Source organism: Pseudoxanthomonas mexicana (assembly GCF_014397415.1).
GTDB lineage: Bacteria > Pseudomonadota > Gammaproteobacteria > Xanthomonadales > Xanthomonadaceae > Pseudoxanthomonas_A > Pseudoxanthomonas_A mexicana.
Map to the genome: position 1 here is coordinate 2,874,578 of NZ_CP060731.1, position 19,670 is coordinate 2,894,247.

Below are 19,670 nucleotides of genomic sequence, written 5' to 3' on the forward strand. Positions count from 1 at the left end.
GCGCTAGCGCCGTTGGCACGGGCGTAACGCGCGTGATTCTTCGCTCGGATACGGGAGACAAAGCCACACCCGTGGCGCCATCCGCCTTGTCGTGCGATACCGTCTTCGTTGCCGACAGCCGGTTCCCTTTCGATGCTGTCCGCCCCCGGCCGGTGCGGTCCGTGCACTGCGTGCCGGCAGGCATGCCTGCTGAAGGGAACCCGCCATGAACGCGCTGGGTCCGTTTCCGATGCGGGCCGTGCTGGTGGCCGGCGCCGCCTTGGCAGCATGGTGGCTGGTGCGCCTGCTGGCAGTGCGCTTTACAGCTTCCGATGACAAGACCGTGCCGAAACTTGCGGGCAGTCTGTTCGCCGACATCTTCCTTGTCGGACTGCTGGCCGCGCGTATCGGCTATGTGCTGCGCTGGTGGCCGGAGTATGCCGCGGCGCCGAAATCGATCATCGCCATCGGCGACGGCGGCTTCCAGTGGTGGACCGGGTTGCCTGTTGCGCTCGCGTTCGCGTGGTGGCGCACCCGGAAGCAGACGCAGTTGCGCAGGCCGCTGCTGATCGGCATTGCTGCGGGCCTGCTGACCTGGCTCGCCGCCAGCGGTGTGCTGACCTTGTTGCGCCCCGCATCGCCGTTGCCCGATGTCGCCGCAATCACTCTCGATGGTGAGCCGGTGGCGCTGGCTGAACGCACGGGCAGGCCGGTCGTGCTCAATCTCTGGGCCACCTGGTGCCCGCCGTGTCGCCGCGAGATGCCCGTGTTCGAAGATGCGGCGAAGCGCCATCCCGGCGTCGAGTTCGTGCTGCTCAACCAGGGCGAGGACGCAGCTACCGTCCGTGATTTCCTGGAACGCCAGGGCTTGGAGCTGCATGGAGACGTTCTGCTCGACCCGCATTCGCAGGCAATGTCCGCCACCGGTACCCGCGGCCTGCCCACTACCCTGTCCTTCGACGCGAACGGCCGCCTCGTCGACGTCCACATGGGCGAGCTGACTCGCGCCAGCCTTACCGATACCCTGCGCGATCGCTTGGGCTCCGGAACGCATGGACCGTCCAGCACACTGCAATGACGCCCGATTGCGCCCCTGGCCTCCCTCGCGACCCGTCCTGATGACGGGATGGGTCCCCCCCTCAGGCAAGCAGGGTCCCTGCACTGCGATAGAGAATGTAGATCGCCACGGCAAACACGAGAACCGCAAAGATCCGCGTCAGTAGTGTGCGTCTCTGTGCCCAGCGCAACGACAAGCGCGTACCGAGTACGCCACCGGCCACGCCGCCCAGAATGAAAAGACCGGCGATTCCCCAGTCGACCAGGCCGGACACGGCATAGTTGAGCGCGGTGGCCAGGCCGAAAGTGCCTACGGCCAGCAGTGACGATCCGACCGCATTGCCCATCGACATGCCAGTCGCCAGCATCAAGGCAGGCACGATCAGGAAGCCGCCGCCGATACCGAAGAAGCCGGAGGCGGCGCCTGCGAACAACGCCAGCGCACCCGCGCGCAGGCAGTTGCGCAACGTGGTCACTTCGTGCCCCGGGGAGCTCTCGCGCCGACGACGCAGCATCGCGACGCCCACGATAACCATCACCAGCCCAAACATGAGCAGGAGCCGCTGCCCGTCAATCGCCTTGCCCAGGCTGGAGCCGGCCAGAGCGCCCAGCGTGCCCACCAGCGCGAACACGATCGCGCAGCGCCAGCACACATTGCGTCGGAGCGCATGGCTGATGAAGTTGGCGTAAGCATTGGCCGACACGGCGAGCGCACCCGTACCGATCGCCACGTGTGGCTGCGCCACGCCCACCACATACAGCAGCAACGGCGTGGCGAGGATGGACCCCCCGCCACCGATCAGGCCCAGCACGAAGCCGACCAGGCCGCCGGACGCCAGAGAGGCCACCGTCTGCCATGCATCCATCGCGATCAGGCCCGTGACTGCGTGGCCATGCGCCACGCCAGCGTGCACCGGTTCCCGGATGCGCAGTAAGAAAGCACCGGACCGCCGGCCTGTTCCAGCACTTCACGCAACTGCAGCGCCTGCTCAGGCGTTACCTGCCCCGAGCGTGCGGGGATGAAGTGGAATGCCAGACCGTACCGGTGTGCCTGCGCCGCCACCCGCTCCCAAGACGGCTGGCCCGGGGACTCTCCGTCAGGACGCATGCAGACCAGCGCAGCGTACCCGCGTGCCGCGATGTCGGCCACATCGTGCGGTTCGATCTGCGGGCAGACGTGATATCGGTCGGAAAGGGGGGTGATGATCGGCATGGCAGCGTCCTGGGCCTTCAGGGTCGTGGACAGGATCGACGGTACCGACGCCAAGGTCGGTACCGTCGTGGTACGGGAACTCAGTTTGCGGGCTTCATCGAGAAGTACCAGTCGGTCGTTTCCAGATCCTGCCCGGCGCGGGCTTCCAGCTCACTGACGGTCTTGGGCGCGCCAAGCAACACCTTGTCGCCCGGTTGCCAGCCTTCCGGCGTTGCCACGCCATTTGCCAGGCTGTACTGCAGGCCCTTGACCAGGCGCAGTATCTCGGCGACCGAGCGCCCGTTGGTCATCGGGTAATAGACCATCGCACGCAGGATGCCCTTGTCGTCGATGATGAAGGTCGCACGTACCGCCGAGGTGTCCGCGGCGCCGGGGTGAATCATGCCGTAGGCACGCGCCACGTTCATCGACAGATCCTCGATGATCGGGAACGGTATCTCCACGCCGAATTTCTCCTTGATGTTCTGCACCCACGCCAGGTGCGAGAACACCGAGTCGATCGACAGGCCGAGCAGTTCGGTGTTGAGTGCGGCGAACTCGCCGGCGGCACGTGCGAAGGCGGTGAATTCGGTGGTGCAGACCGGGGTGAAGTCGGCCGGATGCGAGAACAGTACCAGCCACTTGCCCTTGTAATCCTCGTTCGAACGCGGACCGTGTGTGGTCTGGGCATTGAACGCCGGTGCGGGTTCGTTGATGCGCGGCATTGCGGCCGGCATGAGGCCGGTGAGAGCCGGGGTGGCAGCGGGAGCAGCGGAGACCGGCGTGGAGGCCAGTGCCGCGGCGGCGACGATCTTCGGATCGGAATCGGTACAGCTCATGGGAATACTCCTGTGTCGTGGTTTGCGGGGGGGTGGAACGACGCCGGCGAAGCCAGGGGGTCGGGAAGGACGGCCCCGCCGGCGCGGGAACGGGACTACAGCGCGTCGATCGGCACTTTCAGGAAGATGCGACCATCGTCGTCGGCTGGCGGCAGGTGGCCGGCGCGCATGTTCACCTGCAGCGAAGGCAGGATCAGGCGGGGCATCGACAGCGTCGCGTCGCGTTCGGTACGCATCCGCACGAAAGCGTCCTCGCTGGCGCCGTCGTGGACGTGGATGTTGTTCGTGCGCTGCTCGGCGACCGTGGTCTCCCAGCGGATCTCGCGACCGCCCGGGCCATAGTCGTGGCACATGAACAAGCGCGTGCGTTCGGGCAAAGAGAGGATGCGCCTGGTCGAGCGGTACAGCGTGCGCGCGTCGCCGCCAGGGAAGTCGGCACGGGCGGTGCCGCCATCGGGCATGAAAAGCGTGTCGCCGACGAAGGCGGCATCGCCGACCACGTGGGTCATGCAGGCCGGCGTATGGCCCGGCGTGTGCATCGCGAACGCCTCCATCGAGCCGATGCGATAGCGCTCTCCGTCGCTGAACAGTCGGTCGAACTGGCTGCCGTCGCGCTGGAACTCGGTGCCTTCGTTGAACACCTTTCCGAAGGTCTCCTGCACCTTGACGATGCCTGCGCCGATGCCGATGCGGCCACCCAACTTCTGCTGCAGGTACGGTGCGGCGGACAGATGATCGGCATGGACGTGGGTCTCTATCAGCCACGCCACTTCGAGGCCGCGCATGCGGACATGATCGATGATCCGATCCGCATGTTCGAACGAGATGCGGCCAGCCGCGTAGTCGATGTCCATCACCGAATCGACGATGGCGCAGGCCTGGCTCGCTGGATCACGGACCACGTAACTGATGGTATTGGTCGCCTCGTCGAAGAATGCGGTGACCTCGGGGTGGCTTTCCGAAGGCAGAGGCAGGGTCTTAGGGTTCATTTGTCGACTCCCGTGGCAGGAACTCCCTGCGCGTGGAGCCACCTTATTGCCCCGCGGAGACAGACGGAAACGAATTAAACTGGTTTCTGTAATCGTCTATTCCGATATAGCCCCGCCATGGGGCCCTGGATGCCCGCATGAACCCGCTGCCAAACCTGCGTCACCTTCGATACCTGGTCGCCCTGCACGATCACGGCAATTTCAGCCGCGCCGCCGAGTCCTGCTTCGTCACCCAATCCACGCTCAGTGCAGGTATCCGTGAACTCGAGGAGTCCCTCGGCGTGGACGTGGCGGAACGCACCAAGCGATCGGTGGTCATTACTCCTGCCGGCCGCAGACTCGTCGCGCGGGCACGCCTGCTTCTGCGCGACGCAGAGGCGTTGGCCGCCATGTCGAAGGACGACGCAGGCCCGATGTCGGGCGTGTTGGAGATGGGTGTACTGCCCACGATCGGCCCGTTCCTGCTGCCCCAACTGGTCCGAAGGCTGGGGGCACTGTTTCCCCGATTGCGCCTGGCGCTGAGGGAGGACAAGACCCGCCATCTGCTGGATCAACTGGCAGAGGGGCGCCTGGACCTGGTCCTGATGGCGTTCCCTTACGATACCCCCGGCATGGAGACCTTCATGCTGTTCGACGACGCCTATCGCTACGTCGCCGCGGCGGCACCGGCGAAATCGCCCGGGGCGACGTGCACCACCGCCGTGCAGTCCGATTTCGACAGCCAGAATCTGCTGCTGCTCGAGCACGACCACTGCCTGCACAGCCATGCGCTTCCCGCCTTGCAGCGAGCTGCCGAGGTCGAGCACGCCAATTTCTCCTCCACCAGCCTTCACACGCTGGTGGCCATGGTGGCCGAGGGCATGGGTGCGACCCTCCTGCCCGACCTGGCCATCATGGGCGGCATCCTGCAGAACACCGATCTGGTAGTGAGGCCGCTGGCCGATGAAGCGAATGCCCGGACGATAGGACTTTGCTGGCGCCGGAACTCGGCGCGCGCCGACACGTTCCTGCAACTCGGCCAGTCCATCCAGGCGTGGGCGGCCGAACACATCACACCGTGGCGCCCCGATACAGCCGGCGTAGTAGCCGGGCGCCCGCGCCGGCATCGCGTGCGCTAGTCGCGATCCCGCAGCCGCCTGTAGAGCGTACGCTCGCTGACGCCCAACTTCTCCGCCAACGCCTTGCGGGACCCGGTGTGCGCGCGGGCCGCGGATTTCACCAGGCCCGTCTGCATGGCCTTCAAGGTGCCTTCAGCCGGAGTCGCCCCTTGTGGCGAGGCTCCATGGGTGTCCGTATCGCTTCCCAATGTCAGAGCACGCAGGATGTGGCGCTCCGTGATCCGGGGGCCGTCACAGAAGATCACCGCTCGCTCGAGAAGATTGCGCAACTCGCGGACGTTGCCGGGGAAGTCGTGGCGGCGAAGCCGCTCCAGGGCCGAAGGCGTCAGCGTCAACGAGCGTGCGGCCTCCATGCCCTGAAGCAGGTTCCGGACCAGGCCTTCAAGATCATCCATCCGTTCGCGCAGCGGCGGTACGCGGATGGGGAAAGTACTCACGCGATAGTACAGGTCCTGACGAAAACTGCCGGCTTCCACCATCACGCGCAGGTCGCGATGGGTGGCCGAGACGATACGGACGTCAGCCAACCGCAATTCGGTGCCGCCGACCCGGCGATAGCAGCCGGTTTCGATGAGCCGCAGCAGTTTGACCTGCATCGTCAACGGTACATCGCCCAGTTCGTCCAGGAACAGGGTGCCCCCGTGCGCGACCTCGACCAACCCCTTCTTGGTGCTGAGCGCGCCCGTGAAAGCACCCCGTTCGTGTCCGAAGAGTTCGCTTTCGAACAAGGTCTCGGACAAGCTGGCGCACTCCAGCACGACGAAAGGATGCGTACGCCGCGGGCTGGCATCATGCAGGGCCTGCGCGACGACTTCCTTGCCACTGCCCGACTCGCCCTGGATCAACACGTTCACGTTCGAGTCGCCTGCGCGCGTGATCAATTCCAGCATGGAGCGGAAGGGTGCGGAGCGCCCAATGAGCCGACGCTCGGATCCTCCGCGCGCAAGGACGCGCAACGGCTCCATCTTTTCCAGAAAATAGCTTTCGCGCGCAGCGCCCCCCAACAGGGGCGTCAATTCGATATTGAAATACTCCTCCCCGCCCGGCATGTGATGCAGGTGCACGGCACGCTCGCGCTGGCCACTGGCCAGGGCAGCGGCCAGCGGGCAGCTCTCTCCCATCCTGTCGCAGGGGACCGGAGAGCCATGAGAAACCTGATGGCAGGTCCGTCCCACTACCGGCGCCTCGCTCGCATACAAGGCCACATAGGCGGCATTGGCGGCCAAGATCCGGTACTGCCGATCGAAAAGGACGTGCGGCTCCGGCAGGCTTTCCAGGTAAGAGAGCAGTAAGGGGGGCAGCTTCGTGCTCAAGTCGCTTTCACCTGAAAACGCCATATTTGGCAGAGCCATGCTGCCATAAATGGCGCACGCGGCGCCATGGCTGGTCATCATTACGCCGTAACTGTCTGATTCAACAGTCTTCGTGGTGCTTGGTGCGATTGGCACGCTGCATGCGTACGGGTAGACGCGGGGCGGACTTGCAACGCCACCGCGGGAGGGGATGCGCCGCCCGCCGACCCATCCCCTCCCCCTTTCCATTCCGCACCGGAGGAGTCGCCGTGATATCGGAACACCTGGTCGAACTTTCGCGACTGCAGTTCGCGGTCACGGCCATGTATCACTTTCTTTTCGTACCGCTCACCCTCGGCCTCACCTGGATCCTGGTGATCATGGAAAGCGTGTACGTGATGACCGGCAAGGTCATCTGGAAGGACATGACCCGCTTCTGGGGGAAGCTGTTCGGCATCAACTTCGCCTTGGGCGTCACCACCGGCATCACCATGGAGTTCCAGTTCGGCACCAACTGGGCCTACTACTCGCACTACGTGGGCGACATCTTCGGTGCACCCTTGGCGATCGAAGGACTGATGGCGTTCTTCCTGGAGTCGACGTTCATCGGCCTGTTCTTCTTCGGCTGGGAGCGCTTGAGCAAAGGGCAACACCTCCTTGTCACGCTGTTGATGGCGATCGGCACCAACCTGTCCGCTCTCTGGATCCTCGTCGCCAACGGCTGGATGCAGTATCCGGTCGGCGCCGAGTTCAGTTACCAGACCATGCGCATGGAGATGGTCAGCTTCTGGGATGTGGTCTTCAACCCGGATGCCCAGGCCAAGTTCGTGCACACCGCATCGGCCGGGTATGTGACCGGCGCGATGTTCGTGCTGTCGATATCCGCGTGGTACCTGTTGCGCGGCCGCAACATCGAGTTCGCCAAGCGCAGCTTCCGCGTCGCCGCAGCCTTTGGCTTGGCTGCGACAGCGTCGGTGATCGTGCTGGGCGACGAATCCGGTTACACCGTGGGCGAAGCGCAGCAGACCAAGCTGGCGGCCATGGAGGCGATGTGGGAAACCCGGCCAGCGCCGGCGGGGCTGGCGCTGGTGGCAGGCATCAACGAACGGGAGCAGCGCAACGACTGGGAAATCGAGATCCCCTGGGTCCTCGGCCTCATCGGAACACGGAGCACCGACCAGGCGATTCCCGGCATCAAGCAGATCAAGGCGCGTAACCGCGAGCGCATCATCAGCGGCATGCAGGCCGTCGAAGCACTGGAGCGCCTGCGTGCGGACCGCGGGGACCTGGAAGCGAGGTCCCGGTTCGAATCGCACAAGGCGGACCTGGGGTTCGGTCTGCTGGTTCGGCAGTACGTACGCGACCTGACCGAGGTCACGCCCCCGATCATCGACCGCGTTGTGGATGACACCATCCCACGCGTCGCGCCCATGTTCTGGTCATTCCGCCTGATGGTGGCGCTCGGCTTCCTGATGCTCGTCCTGTTCGCCCTGGCATTCTGGCAGACGGTAAAAGGACGCTTCACCGAGCGCCGCTGGTTGTTGAAGTGGGCCCTGTGGATGCTGCCCGCACCATGGATAGCCTGCGAGCTTGGCTGGTTCGTCGCCGAGTACGGCCGCCAGCCCTGGACCATCTACGGCGTACTGCCGACGCACATGTCGGTGTCGAACCTGAGCGTTACCAGCCTGTACGGCTCGCTCGCAGGGTTTGTCGTGTTCTACACCGTCCTGCTGGCGGTCGAGATGTACCTGATGGTCAAGTTCGCCCGGCAAGGACCAGGCAGCCTGGGCACCGGTCGTTACGACCTCGACGTCGCCGATGCTCTGGCGCATCCCTGAGGAGAATCCGATGATCTTCGACTACCCCACCTTCAAAGTCATCTGGTGGATCCTGGTTGGCGTCCTGCTGGTCGGTTTCGCCATCATGGACGGACACGACATGGGCGTCGGCACCCTCCTGCCCTTCGTCGGAAGGAACGACGAAGAGCGCAGAGTGGTCATCAATACCGTCGGTCCACACTGGGATGGAAACCAGGTCTGGTTCATCACCGGAGGGGGCGCCATCTTCGCTGCATGGCCCCTCGTTTATGCGACGGCCTTCTCGGGCTTTTACTGGGCCATGCTGGCGGTGTTGTGGGCCCTGTTCTTCCGGCCGGTCGGCTTTGACTATCGCAGCAAGATCGCCCACCCCGCCTGGCGCAGGACATGGGACTGGGGTCTTTTCATCGGAGGTGCGGTACCTCCGCTCATCTTCGGTGTGGCGTTCGGCAATCTGTTCCAGGGTGTTCCCTTCCACTTCAACGACATCCTGATGCCTACGTACACGGGTACCTTCTGGGCGCTGCTCAATCCCTTTGCGTTGCTGGTCGGCGTGGTCTCCAGCGCCATGATCACCATGCACGGCGGCATGTACCTGGCTCACAGGACGGTGGGCGACGTGCAACGACGCACCACGACCGCCGCCGTCGGCGCGGCCCTGGTGATGGTGCTGGCCTTCGTGGCTGCCGGGTTGTGGTTGCGCTTTGGGGGCATCGAGGGCTTCAGCATCCAGACCGCGCTCGCACCCGACGCGCTGCCCGACCCTCTGGCCAAGACGGTCGTCCGTGATGCCGGCGCCTGGTGGGCGAACTACGAGAAGCAGCCGTTGATCTGGCTGCTGCCGATCCTGGGCGCGTCGGGAGCGCTTGCGGCTGCAGGGCTGGTTCGCACCGGCCGTACGTTGGCGGCCTTCCTGGCCTCCTCGCTGTCCATCGTCGGCGTGATCGGCACCGCCGGCGCGGCGTTGTTTCCCTTCGTCATGCCCTCCTCGTCCGATCCGCGCTCCAGCCTGACGGTATGGGACAGCACCTCAAGCCATCTGACACTCGCGCTGATGTTCTGGGCCACGCTGGTGTTCATGCCCATCATCATCTTCTATACGGGCTGGGCCTACCGGGTGATGCGCGGCAAGGTGACCGTCGACGACATACGTGCCAACGAGCATTCCGCATACTGAGGCCCGCGTGATGACCACGATCGCACTCACGACACAGAACCGCCGTCACGTCACCCCGCATGCGGGCCGCTGCCGACATTTCATGGTCAAACGTGTCGGCGATGGCTGCGAGGGCGAATGGGAATCGCGCGCCCTTGCGAAGGAACAGACGCTCTTTTCGTGTGCGGAAGGCCTTCCGGACGCACTCCGCGATGTGGACGTGATCATCACCGCCAGTGCCGGCCCTGGCCTGCAGGCTCGACTGGCACGGCATGGCGTCCACTTGATCGTGACCGACATCCTGCTCCCGGAGCAGGCACTGGCGGCATGGCGGGAGGGCCACCTGGAAGTGCGGCCGCCCCTGCCAGCGGCAGCCTCCCGCGCAGACGGCGGCACCTGTCGCTGCGCGGGACACAACGAACGAATCGCTCAATCAGACCCGGCTCCGTCGCGTCGCACCGACGACGACCCAAAGGGTTGAATAGGAGAAACAGCTATGTGGTATTTCGCGTGGATCCTCGGGGTCGGCTTTGCGGTATTGCTGGCCATCCTCAACGCAATGTGGGGGGAACACGAGCAGGGGCGCCGAGACGCTTCGGAAGGCGACTAACGCAGTCCGGGACTTCGTCAGGTCAGGTCAGGAGCCGCGTGACAGTACGGTTTATCCCGTATCCTCCGCCGATCAGGAACACGAACAGCACCGCGGCGAGCAGGAGCGGCCTCACGCCCGCTTGACGGATCGCCCCCACATGGGTGCGCAGGCCTAGCGCGGCCATCGCGACGGACAGCAGCATGGTATCGACTTCGATCAGCGCGTCGACAAGTCTGACCGGTAGCACGTTGAGCGAGTTTGCCGCGCTGGCGGCGATGAACAGTACGGCGAACCATGGGATCGTGATGCGCGCGCCACCGGCGTCGGCCTCGTTCGCGCCCCTCGACGCGATCGACAGGAACAACAGGAAGGGTGCGAGCAGCATCACCCTGATCATCTTCTCGATCACAGCGGTGGCCGCCGCGGCATCACCGACGCTCCGAGCGGCGGCCACGACTTGGGCCACTTCGTGAATGGTCGATCCAGCGAACATGCCGAATTCATGCTCCGACAAGCCCAAGTGCGGGTAGAGCCAGGGATAGGCGAACATTGCCAGCGTGCCGAATACCATCACGGTGGCCACTGCCACCGACACCTTGTGCGCCTGCCCGCGCACTACGGGCTCGACCGCCATGACCGCTGCGGCACCGCAGATGGCGCTTCCTGCACCGATCAACATGGCGGTCTGCCGGTCCAGCTTCAGGATGCGCGTTCCCACCAGAACGGACAGGAGGAACGTCGAGGTGACCATCATCACCGCGGTCGTTACGCCGGCCCAGCCCACGTCAGCAATCTGCTGGAACGTGATGCGGAATCCATACAGCACGATGCCGGCGCGCAACAGCATGTTCTTGGAGAAGTCCACTCCCGTCGATACGTGGGTAGCGACTACAGGAAAGACCGTATTGCCCGCAACAATGCCGCAGACTATCGCCAGCGTCAGCGCACTCAGTCCCAGGTGCTGGGCCCAGGTCGACTTGGCCAAGGCCATGGCGGCGGCGGCCACCGTACCGGCCAGGGCGAGTCCGAGCCACCAGGATGTCTCCCTCAAGGGTCGAAGGAATACCGCAAACGCGACAGGCACGTAGTGACGCATGACCAGAATCTCTCAGGGACCATTCGGGGTCGGGGAATGCACAAACGCTAGGCCCGCCATTAACGTGAGTCCAATACATCCTTCTCACCCTTGGATGAGTTGCGGTTATGCATATCAACTTGCATCTGTTGCGCATCTTTTTCATGGTCGCTGATCACCGCAGCTTCTCGCGCGCCGCTGAAGTCCTGCACGTCAGCCAACCCGCGGTTTCCAAAGCGGTGCGCGAGCTGGAGCGCCAGCTGGACCTGACCTTGATCGAGCGTGGTTCCGGCGGTGCCAGAGGGACGAAGGGGGTACGATTGACCGACAGCGGCAGCGCCTTGTACGAGCACGCCCGCGGCATCTTCGCGTTGGAACGGGCGGCACTGGAGGACATCCGTGCCCGCATCGGCAACCAGCGGGGTCGCCTGGTGGTCGGTGCCAGCACGACGGTTGCCGGATACTGGCTACCACCTTACGTGGCGGCACTGTCGACGGGGCTCCCTTCGATCGACGTCAGGGTTGTGGTTGGAAACACGCAGTCCATCGCGCAGACGCTGATCGATTGCGAGCTGGATGTGGCGCTGGTGGAAGGTGTTGTGGACGACCCGCGCATCGTGGCCACGCACTGGCGGGACGATCAGATGCGACTCGTCGCCCATCCTGCGTCCCCCGTGGCCCGCAGGCGCAAGCTCGGCACCGATGAATTGAACCGCCAGCCGTGGCTGATGCGCGAGCCCGGGTCGGGAACCCGCCTGGTGACCGAAGACATCATGCAGACTGCCGGCATCGAACCGGATCGGCGGGTGGAACTGGGCAGCAACGAAGGCATTGCGCGTGCCGTAGCCGCGGGACTTGGTGTGGCGATCCTCCCCGAGTGCGTCGTCCGCGACCTGGCTCAACTGGGCCGGCTCAAGTACCTGCGCCATCCCGTGTCGGGCCAGATGCGGCCCCTGTATCTGCTCCAACTCAGGGAGCGCCCGCCCTCCCCGCTCGTGCGCGCGTTCACGGCGATCCTGGCAGAGCGCCACGGATGATCCGGCGAAATGACGTGACCTCAGTTCAAGGGCTCCGTTTGCCATGAGTTTAGCGAAGCCAAATCGAGGAGCCTGGTCAGCGCCCCGGAGTTGGCACCGTCGGCGCCCAGAGCCTACGGCGTTTCCGTTTCACTGGGCGGACCGACAAGCACGGCCGCAGTCGGCTTCTCGACGGTTTTGGCCACTAGAGATGTCCGCTTCGCGACCCCGTGGCGGATATCGGATGGGTGCCGCCGACGATTCCCATCGTTGTGGAGCTCTCCGCGGAAATGGCATCGAGAGAGCTCGCCCTGCCCGCCGGAGGCTGGCATTCGCCACCTCACTTGGCTGCTGTAACCGCCACGCTTCAGGACCTGTATCCAGCTTGGCCGGGGCTGCGCCTGACCGCCAAGCGCAAGAAGATGACGGACGTTGACTGGGCTGCGATTGAGTGGAGGAGAAGAAGCGCCTCACTGCCCCTGCGCGGCTTGTCGTGCAGGGGCAGTGCGGCGCCCAACGATTCGCGTCGAGGATATCCGACTCCGTCAGTCGTCCTTGTCGCTTTCCTGCTCCTTCCGCTCCTGGACCTGTTGCTGTGTCGTCTGTTGGCTCTGTGGCGCCGGTTGTTCTTGCCGCGTGCGCTGTTCGATCTGCTGTTGGGTCTGCGCTTGCGTTTGCTGCTGGCCGCCCTGCATGCCGGCACCGGGCCCCATCCTCGTACCGGAACGTGCGCCGGGACCCCTGCCGGAGGCGCGGCCAGGCGGCACGTCTGGCAACGCTATGCCGCGCTCGACCGCACGTTGCCGCATGAGTTGGTGGTGCTCCAGGCGGAAGGCTTCACGCTCCTGCTGGGTTCTGAGATTCCGCATCTTGTTGCGGTATGCGGTGCGCTCCTCCTCGGTCATCAACTGATAGCCGTATACCTGGGTCTGTGTGCTGTCGCGATCGAGATTCCGGCTGGGATCGCGCAAGCGGTCCTGTTGCTGGACGCCCTGGCCCCGCTGCGCCGGGGCGCCTTGCCCGCCGCGCTGCTGTGCGTAAGCGAGGCCCGAGGCGGAAAGGACAAGACAAGCGGCGATGATGAAGAAAGGCTTCCTGGTCATGCGACACCTCTGCGTGTGGATGTGCCTCGCATCATTCGCCCATCCGGAGGGACTTCCTTGATCCGGATCAATCCGGAGGGGAGATTTCCCTACCGTCCATCCGACCTTCATGCCGAGTACACCGCTGCCGAAACGACGGATCAGGCGGGAACGGCTGCCGCATACCACGATCGCCAACCCGTCACTTCTTGAGTCGGAGCATGCATGCGCCGCACTTGTTCTGCTTGGGTACTAGCGCTGCGCGACGTTCTGACGCAGCGCTCCGGATCGATGCGCATTGCTTGCCCGACCGCGAGGACGCGACCGCCATGACGTTCATCCATCCGCCGGTCGGACCAGGAAGATGACGCGTCCGTGGTAATCCGGCCCCACCGCCTGCGTGCGATAGCCCAGTGCCGCGATACGCGCCTGCAGCTCGTCCCAGCGTTCGCGCTTGGCGATCCACACCACGCCCGGTTCGCGCTCGGTCAACTCGCTGCGCAGATCCTGGTCGAAGGATCGCTCTGCGTAGCCTTGGCGCGGCGGCGGATCCAGCGCGACCCTCTCGATCTCGACCCCCAAGTGCAGGTTCAGGCCGTAGCGCGCCATGTCTTCGACGAATACGACTTCATGGATCGGTCCGGGCGCGCGGTCATGTATCGCCTCGGCCCATGCCCCCGCATCCTTGTGGGTCGGCCACCAAGCGGCAGCCAGGCGCAACGCCAGCAGCAGGCCGAACCAGACCAGCAGCCGGGGCCAGCGCGGCATGCCGCGCCCATCGGCCTTCCGCCGCTGCGCTATCAACAATGCCAGCGGCACGAACAGCGGCAGCAGATACAACGGTAACCGCGAGCGCGCCAGGCAGAACACGACCAACGGCAGCAACAGCCACAGCGCGAGCAGCACGTCGGCGCGCTGCGCATCGCGCACGGCCGGCGCACGCCAGGCGCGGAGGGTGGCGGGCAGCGACTTCGCCCAGCGCCACAGATCGGCGGTCCAGGGCACGGTACCGAGCAGCAGCGTCGGCACGTAGATGACAAGCCAGCCGTACCACTGCCCATGACGGCCGAATTTGTCGGTGGTGACGCGATTCACCACCTCATCGCCGATGAAGTATTCGAGCAGGCCTGGATTGTTCACCGTCACCGTCACGAACCACGGCAGCGCCAGCAGCAGGAAGACCGCCAGCCCTGCGCTGTCGAACAGGCGGTGACCCCGTTCGCGCGGCACCAGCCAACCGTAGATCGCCATCACCAGCAGCGGTAGCAACGCCGGTGGGCCCTTGGTGAGGAAGGCGAGCGCGAATCCCACCCACATCAGCACCAGCCACCCGGCCACCCGCCGCCCCGGGCCGAAGCGCGCTTCGACGAAGGCCCAGACCGCCAGGGTTTCGCTGGCGGCGAGCAGGAAGTCGGTGGTGATCAGCCCGGATGCGCCGAACGGCAGCAGCATCGTGGCGTAGGCGAGCGCGGCCATGTCCTCGGCGCCGGGCGTCAGCCGCCGCGCGATGCGCCAGGCCAGCCATGCGCTCAGCAGGTAGGCCAGTGCCGCCGGCAACCGCGCCGCCCACGGATCCCGGCCGAATGCCGCCACGCTCGCGGCGATCGCCCAGTAGGTGAGCGGCGGTTTGGTCCAGTGCCCGGTCTCGTGGTGACGATGCGGTTCGAGCCAGTCGCCGCTATCGAGCATGTTGAGTGCCACGTTGGTGTAGCGCCCCTCGTCGGGATCCCAGATGCCGCGCATGCCGAGGAAGGTGAAGGCCAGCAGGACCGTCAGCACGCTGATCCAGACGCGACGGCGGGCCGGGCCGTCACGCCAGTGAACGGGCGCGCTATTCCTCGTGCCAGATTTCATGGCTATCCACCAGGACGCGGAGTCGGGCCTGCTCGGCCGCGATGCGCGCCTCCGCCTCGTTCAGTGCGATCTGGCGCTGCATCCGCTCGGCCATCAGCCAATCCGATAACGACAGTTCGCCCAACTGCCAACCACGATGCACGCGCCGGTTGGCGGCACTGCTGGCATCCAGGGCGCGCCGTTGGGCCAGCCATTGGCTGTACCGGGCCTGTGCGGTTTCGACGCTTGTCCCGGCCTCGCGCCGGATGTCGCGCTGCATGGCGGCCGCATCCCCGTGCAGTGCGGCGGCCGTCGCACCATCCCCGGCGGCCGTCGCACTGCGGTACCGGCCTCCTATCGGCACCGACACCACCACGCCGAGCGCCCGTTCGGCACCGCCGCGATCGTTCATCAGGCGCAGGCCGATGGTCGGGTCGGCGAAGCGGTCGGCGCGGCTGCGCGCGGCAAGGGCTTCGGCTTGGGCAGCATCCGCCTCGAGGGCGGCGATCTCGTGGCTCCGCTCGACGATGCGCCGAGCCCAGACCTCAGCGGACTCCGTCAGCTCTTGCGGGACGGTCACTTCAGGAACCCGCTCCGGCAGCGACAACGACGGAAAATCCGTCGTCAGCGCCTGCCGCGCCACATCCACCGCGGTGCTGGCCGCCAGGTGCTGGGCCTCGGTCTGGGCCAGATCCACCCCGAGCAAATCGAGATCCTTTTGTGCGGCATCGCCTACCTGCACCCGGCGGGCCAGCGCAGCGTGCTCTCGCCGCAGAGCCTCCAACTGGCCGTCCATCTCTCTGCGCTGTGCGTCGGCGCGCAACCAGGCCATCCAGTCGTCCAGGAGTCGGCGCGCCGCCTGGTGGCGCGCATCGTCCAAACGCAACTCCGCGGCCAGCACGCCCTGCTCACCGATACTCCGGTCCAACGCCACCTTGCCGGGCAGGCGGAACGCGCGCCCCACCTGCAACTCGTATTCACGATAGTCGCGTCCGCCTCCGGCCTCGTCGATGTTGCGCTGCTGGACGATGGCGCTTGCAGTGACCTCATGAGGACCGGCGGCGCGGGCGCGGGCCTGCGCCCGCGCCGCGTCGACCCGAGCGCGGGCAGCCCGCACTTCGGGCTGCGCGCCGATGGCCTGGGCCACGCGTTGGGGGTCCGGCAACCATTGCGCTGCCTGCGCAGGCAGGACGGCAACGGACAGCAGCACCATAAAGACGATCTTCATCCCAGCCTTCCCATCGCCAGCACGGGTTCGGTCCACCAGCGCACGTCGCGGCAATCCACATGCGTGCGCAACAATTGGAGTACGTCGTCCAGCCGATCGGCCTCCATCACCATCCACAACACCCGCCGCTGGATCCGTCCGCGCACCTGCTCTGCGCTGGAGGCACGGCTGAAGTCGCTGCTGTGGCCCTCGGCATGCAGCAAGGTGAACCCGGGCATCGAGGCATCCGCGCTGATGGCTTCGGTGATGGGCTCTTCCAGCCCCGGCGGAAACAGCACACTCAGGCGCAACAGGCTCATACGGTGGCTCCTTCACCTGGTGCGATGCCGCCACGCGTGCGCCGGCCATCGGGTTGGCCGAAGCGCAAGTACAGCAAAGGCATCAGCAGCAACGTGAGCGCCGTGGCCGATACCAGTCCACCGACCACCACGATCGCCAAGGGGCGCTGGATTTCCGAGCCTGGCCCCGAAGCGAGCAACAGCGGCACCAGGCCCAGTGCGGTAATGCTGGCCGTCATCATCACCGGGCGCACGCGCCGCCATGCGCCCTCGCGCACCACCCTCTGCATCGGCAAGCCCTGTGCATGAAGCTGGTTGAACTGGGTCACCAGCACCAGGCCGTTGAGCACGGCCACGCCGAGCAGCGCGATGAAACCCACCGAGGCCGGCACCGACAAATACTGACCGGACATCCACAGCGCGAGCACGCCACCCACCAGCGCGAAGGGGACATTGCAGAGGATGAGCAGCGCCTGCCTGGCAGAGCCGAACGTCATGAACAGCACCACGAAGATCAAGCCCAGCGCCACCGGCACCACCAGTCCCAGGCGCGCGGCCGCACGCTGCTGGTTCTCGAATTGCCCGCCCCACTGCAGCGAGTAGCCCGCGGGAAGTGCAATCCGCGACGCAACGGCCTGTTTGGCCTCATCCACGAATCCGACCAGGTCGCGCCCGTCGACATTGGCCTGCACCAGGGCGAAGCGTGCGCCACCCTCCCGCCCGATCTTGACGGGACCGCTGCCCGGCTGGATCCGGGCCAGCGCCGAGAGCGGCACCTCGCCGCCCGCGGGCAGGCTGATCCGGACCCGCGTGAAGCGTTCGGCGGACATCCGTACCTCGTCGCCACCGCGAACAAGTATCGGCGTACGCCGGTCCGGCTCGATGACATGCCCCGCCGTCACGCCCTCCACCTGGGAACGCAGCTCATCCTGCACGTCGGCCACCGACAGCCCGAAGCGTCCAGCGGCGGCAGCATCGATGTCGAGCTTGAGGTAGTCCACACCCTCGGTCGTCTGGGTCAGGACATCACGTGCACCCCGCACATCTTCCACGGTCGCCGCCACGCGCGTGGCAAGATCGCCCAGCACTCCAAGGTCGGGACCGAACACCTTGATGGCCAGGTCGCCACGGCTGCCGGTGAGCATCTCCGACACCCGCATCTCGATGGGCTGAGTGAAGCCGTAGTCGATGCCAGGGAACCCGACGAGCGTGCGGCGGATCTGCTCGACCAACCAGGCCTTGTCCGGCTCGCGCCACTCGCTCTTCGGCTTGAGCTTCAGGAACATGTCGGTCTCGTTCAGGCCCATCGGATCCAGGCCCAACTCATCGGAACCGACGCGGGATACGACGTGCTCGACCTCGGGCAGGCTGCGAAGCGCACGTCCAACCGCGATGTCCAGCTCCACCGAGCGCTCAAGCGAAATGGAAGGGGATTTCTGCAACTGCACCAGGATGTCGCCCTCGTCCATGGTGGGCATGAAACTCTTGCCAACGCCCAGATAGCCGACGACGCCCAGCGCCAGTGCCAGCCCCGCACCAGCGAAGGCCAAGCCCGGCCTGACCAGCACCTTGTCCAGCAATGGCCGGTAGAAGCCGTCGATTTTCCGCATCAGCCAAGGTTCGCTGTGCGCATGTTCTTTCAGGACGAACGAGGCGACGACAGGCACGAACGTCAACGACAGCAGCAACGAAGCCCCCAGCGCGAACACGATGGTCAGGGCCACCGGACTGAACAGCTTGCCTTCCAGCCCCTCCAGGGTCAGTAGCGGCAGGAAGGTCAGTACGATGATCAGCATGCCTGCGGCCACCGGCGTGGCAACCTCGCGCGCCGCCGCATAGACCCGGTGCAGACGGGGCAGGTGCGCACCGGCGGCTTGGGGGCCGAGCCGGGCCACGGTGTTCTCGACCACCACCACCGCCGCGTCGACGAGCATGCCAATGGCGATCGCCAAGCCACCCAGGCTCATCAGGTTGGCGCTTTGCCCGGTCGCCTGCATCAGCAGGAAGGTGAACAAGGATGCGAACGGCAGCATGGAGGCGACCACCACCGAGGCGCGCCACTCGCCCAGGAACAGTAGCAGCAGGATCACCACCAGGACGGTGGCCTCCATCAGCGCACGGGTCACCGTTCCAACCGCGCGTTCGATCAACGCACTGCGGTTGTAGAACGGCACGATCCGGACGCCGGCGGGCAGGCTTGACTTGAGTTCCGTTAGCCGTGCCTCGACGCGCGCTATCAGCTGCGAAGCGTCGGTACCCCGCAGCGCGACAACGATGCCCTGTACCGCCTCGCCTTCGCCGTCCTTGGCCACCGCACCATAGCGAGTCAATGCGTCCACCTTCACCCGCGCGAGGTCCCGGATCCTGACCGGCGGCATGCCTGCGCGCACCACGACGTTGCCGATGTCTTCGAGCGAACGTAGTGCGCCTTCGGCGCGCACGATCAGGGCCGATTCCCCAGCCTGCAGGCGACCCGCACCGTCGTTCCGGTTGTTCCGCTCAAGCGCGTCAGCGATATCGCGCAGGCGCAGGCCTGTCGCGGCCAGGCGGACGCGGTCCGGCACCACCACGAAACTGCGCGCATGGCCACCCAGCACATTCACGTCCGCGACGCCGGGCAGAGTGCGCAAGGCCGGACGCAGGGTCCAGTCGAGCAGGCTGCGGCGCTCCTGCAGGCTCAGGTTGCCGCCCTCGACGGTGAACATGTAGACATCCGACAGCGGGGTGGAGATCGGTGCAAGACCTCCGCCGACATCCGCAGGCAGCAGCGGGACGACGTTGCCGTAGCGCTCGGCCACCTGCTGCCTCGCCCAGTAGATGTCTGTCCCCTCGGCGAAATCCAGTGTGATGTCGGCGATGGCGTATTTGGACGTGGAGCGCAACATCACGGCGCGCGGGACGCCCAGCAACTCCATTTCCAGGGGGGCGATAACCCGCGCCTCGACTTCCTCGGGCGTCATGCCCGGTGCCTTGAGCACCATCTTCACTTGGGTGGGCGAGATGTCCGGAAACGCATCGATCGGCAAGCGGGCGAAGGCCAGCATGCCCGCCCCGGCGATGCCGAAAGCGACCAGCAGGACCAGCAGGCGCTGGCGCAGCGAAAATTCGATCAGGCGTGCGAGCACAGC

General features: G+C 65.7%; 18 protein-coding genes. 7 read left to right on the top strand and 11 right to left on the bottom strand.

The features are described from left to right. Positions 1 to 205 precede the first annotated feature (205 nt). Positions 206 to 1,057 carry a TlpA disulfide reductase family protein gene (locus IAE60_RS13430; RefSeq protein ID WP_187572652.1) on the top strand — a complete coding sequence of 284 codons (852 nt, stop codon included), beginning with the start codon at positions 206 to 208 and terminating at the stop codon, positions 1,055 to 1,057. Positions 1,058 to 1,118: 61 nt separating this feature from the next. Here the strand turns inward: IAE60_RS13430 and IAE60_RS13435 are convergent, their stop codons facing one another. From IAE60_RS13435 to IAE60_RS13450, 4 genes are all read right to left on the bottom strand, one after another. Then, a complete protein-coding gene (locus IAE60_RS13435; protein WP_187572653.1) occupies positions 1,119 to 1,901 on the bottom strand; it encodes a sulfite exporter TauE/SafE family protein in 783 nt (260 codons plus the stop codon). Between the two features lie 5 nt (positions 1,902 to 1,906). Further along, on the bottom strand, positions 1,907 to 2,248 hold the full coding sequence (locus IAE60_RS13440; protein ID WP_187572654.1) for a protein tyrosine phosphatase family protein: 342 nt from the start codon (positions 2,246 to 2,248) through the stop codon (positions 1,907 to 1,909). A gap of 80 nt (positions 2,249 to 2,328) precedes the next feature. Then, the gene (locus IAE60_RS13445) at positions 2,329 to 3,066 is read right to left on the bottom strand and encodes a peroxiredoxin (protein WP_187572655.1); all 738 of its coding nucleotides are present in this window, start codon (positions 3,064 to 3,066) and stop codon (positions 2,329 to 2,331) included. Between the two features lie 95 nt (positions 3,067 to 3,161). Continuing rightward, on the bottom strand, positions 3,162 to 4,055 hold the full coding sequence (locus tag IAE60_RS13450; protein WP_187572656.1) for an MBL fold metallo-hydrolase: 894 nt from the start codon (positions 4,053 to 4,055) through the stop codon (positions 3,162 to 3,164). 137 nt (positions 4,056 to 4,192) lie between these two features. On the opposite strand from IAE60_RS13450, the gene IAE60_RS13455 reads away from it, so the two are divergent. Beyond that, the gene (locus tag IAE60_RS13455; protein WP_187572657.1) at positions 4,193 to 5,173 is read left to right on the top strand and encodes a hydrogen peroxide-inducible genes activator; all 981 of its coding nucleotides are present in this window, start codon (positions 4,193 to 4,195) and stop codon (positions 5,171 to 5,173) included. Here IAE60_RS13455 and IAE60_RS13460 read toward each other — a convergent pair. Further along, positions 5,170 to 6,486, bottom strand: a complete 1,317-nt coding sequence (locus IAE60_RS13460) for a sigma-54 interaction domain-containing protein (RefSeq protein ID WP_222937140.1) — start codon at positions 6,484 to 6,486, stop codon at positions 5,170 to 5,172. The genes IAE60_RS13455 and IAE60_RS13460 overlap by 4 nt on opposite strands. A 248-nt stretch (positions 6,487 to 6,734) precedes the next feature. Between IAE60_RS13460 and IAE60_RS13465 the strand changes: the two genes are divergently transcribed. The 4 genes from IAE60_RS13465 to cydX are packed head-to-tail and all read left to right on the top strand — an operon-like array spanning position 6,735 to position 10,048. Further along, a complete protein-coding gene (locus IAE60_RS13465; protein ID WP_187572658.1) occupies positions 6,735 to 8,303 on the top strand; it encodes a cytochrome ubiquinol oxidase subunit I in 1,569 nt (522 codons plus the stop codon). A gap of 10 nt (positions 8,304 to 8,313) precedes the next feature. Further along, positions 8,314 to 9,459, top strand: coding sequence for a cytochrome d ubiquinol oxidase subunit II (cydB, locus tag IAE60_RS13470; protein ID WP_162111073.1), 1,146 nt, complete (start codon positions 8,314 to 8,316; stop codon positions 9,457 to 9,459). A gap of 10 nt (positions 9,460 to 9,469) precedes the next feature. Next, on the top strand, positions 9,470 to 9,919 hold the full coding sequence (locus IAE60_RS13475; protein ID WP_187572659.1) for a NifB/NifX family molybdenum-iron cluster-binding protein: 450 nt from the start codon (positions 9,470 to 9,472) through the stop codon (positions 9,917 to 9,919). Positions 9,920 to 9,934: 15 nt separating this feature from the next. After that, positions 9,935 to 10,048 carry a cytochrome bd-I oxidase subunit CydX gene (gene cydX / locus IAE60_RS13480; RefSeq protein WP_162111075.1) on the top strand — a complete coding sequence of 38 codons (114 nt, stop codon included), beginning with the start codon at positions 9,935 to 9,937 and terminating at the stop codon, positions 10,046 to 10,048. Positions 10,049 to 10,070: 22 nt separating this feature from the next. Here the strand turns inward: cydX and IAE60_RS13485 are convergent, their stop codons facing one another. Further along, the gene (locus tag IAE60_RS13485; RefSeq protein ID WP_425504475.1) at positions 10,071 to 11,021 is read right to left on the bottom strand and encodes a YeiH family protein; all 951 of its coding nucleotides are present in this window, start codon (positions 11,019 to 11,021) and stop codon (positions 10,071 to 10,073) included. A 212-nt stretch (positions 11,022 to 11,233) separates the two neighbouring features. Here IAE60_RS13485 and IAE60_RS13490 point away from each other — a divergent pair, with 212 nt between their 5' ends. After that, positions 11,234 to 12,142: a LysR family transcriptional regulator gene (locus tag IAE60_RS13490; RefSeq protein ID WP_244966577.1), complete on the top strand. Its 909-nt coding sequence runs from the start codon at positions 11,234 to 11,236 to the stop codon at positions 12,140 to 12,142. Between the two features lie 524 nt (positions 12,143 to 12,666). Here IAE60_RS13490 and IAE60_RS13495 read toward each other — a convergent pair. The 5 genes from IAE60_RS13495 to IAE60_RS13515 form a co-directional block, all read right to left on the bottom strand. Beyond that, on the bottom strand, positions 12,667 to 13,224 hold the full coding sequence (locus IAE60_RS13495; protein WP_187572661.1) for a hypothetical protein: 558 nt from the start codon (positions 13,222 to 13,224) through the stop codon (positions 12,667 to 12,669). Positions 13,225 to 13,539: 315 nt separating this feature from the next. Continuing rightward, positions 13,540 to 15,057, bottom strand: a complete 1,518-nt coding sequence (locus tag IAE60_RS13500) for an ArnT family glycosyltransferase (protein ID WP_187572662.1) — start codon at positions 15,055 to 15,057, stop codon at positions 13,540 to 13,542. Next, complete coding sequence (locus tag IAE60_RS13505; protein WP_187572663.1) at positions 15,035 to 16,264, bottom strand: TolC family protein; 1,230 nt, start codon at positions 16,262 to 16,264, stop codon at positions 15,035 to 15,037. The genes IAE60_RS13500 and IAE60_RS13505 overlap by 23 nt, the downstream gene beginning before the upstream one ends. Next, on the bottom strand, positions 16,261 to 16,563 hold the full coding sequence (locus IAE60_RS13510; protein ID WP_187572664.1) for a DUF3240 family protein: 303 nt from the start codon (positions 16,561 to 16,563) through the stop codon (positions 16,261 to 16,263). Before IAE60_RS13510 ends, IAE60_RS13505 begins: the two co-directional genes overlap by 4 nt. Next, the gene (locus IAE60_RS13515) at positions 16,560 to 19,667 is read right to left on the bottom strand and encodes an efflux RND transporter permease subunit (RefSeq protein WP_187572665.1); all 3,108 of its coding nucleotides are present in this window, start codon (positions 19,665 to 19,667) and stop codon (positions 16,560 to 16,562) included. Before IAE60_RS13515 ends, IAE60_RS13510 begins: the two co-directional genes overlap by 4 nt. Positions 19,668 to 19,670: the final 3 nt, after the last annotated feature.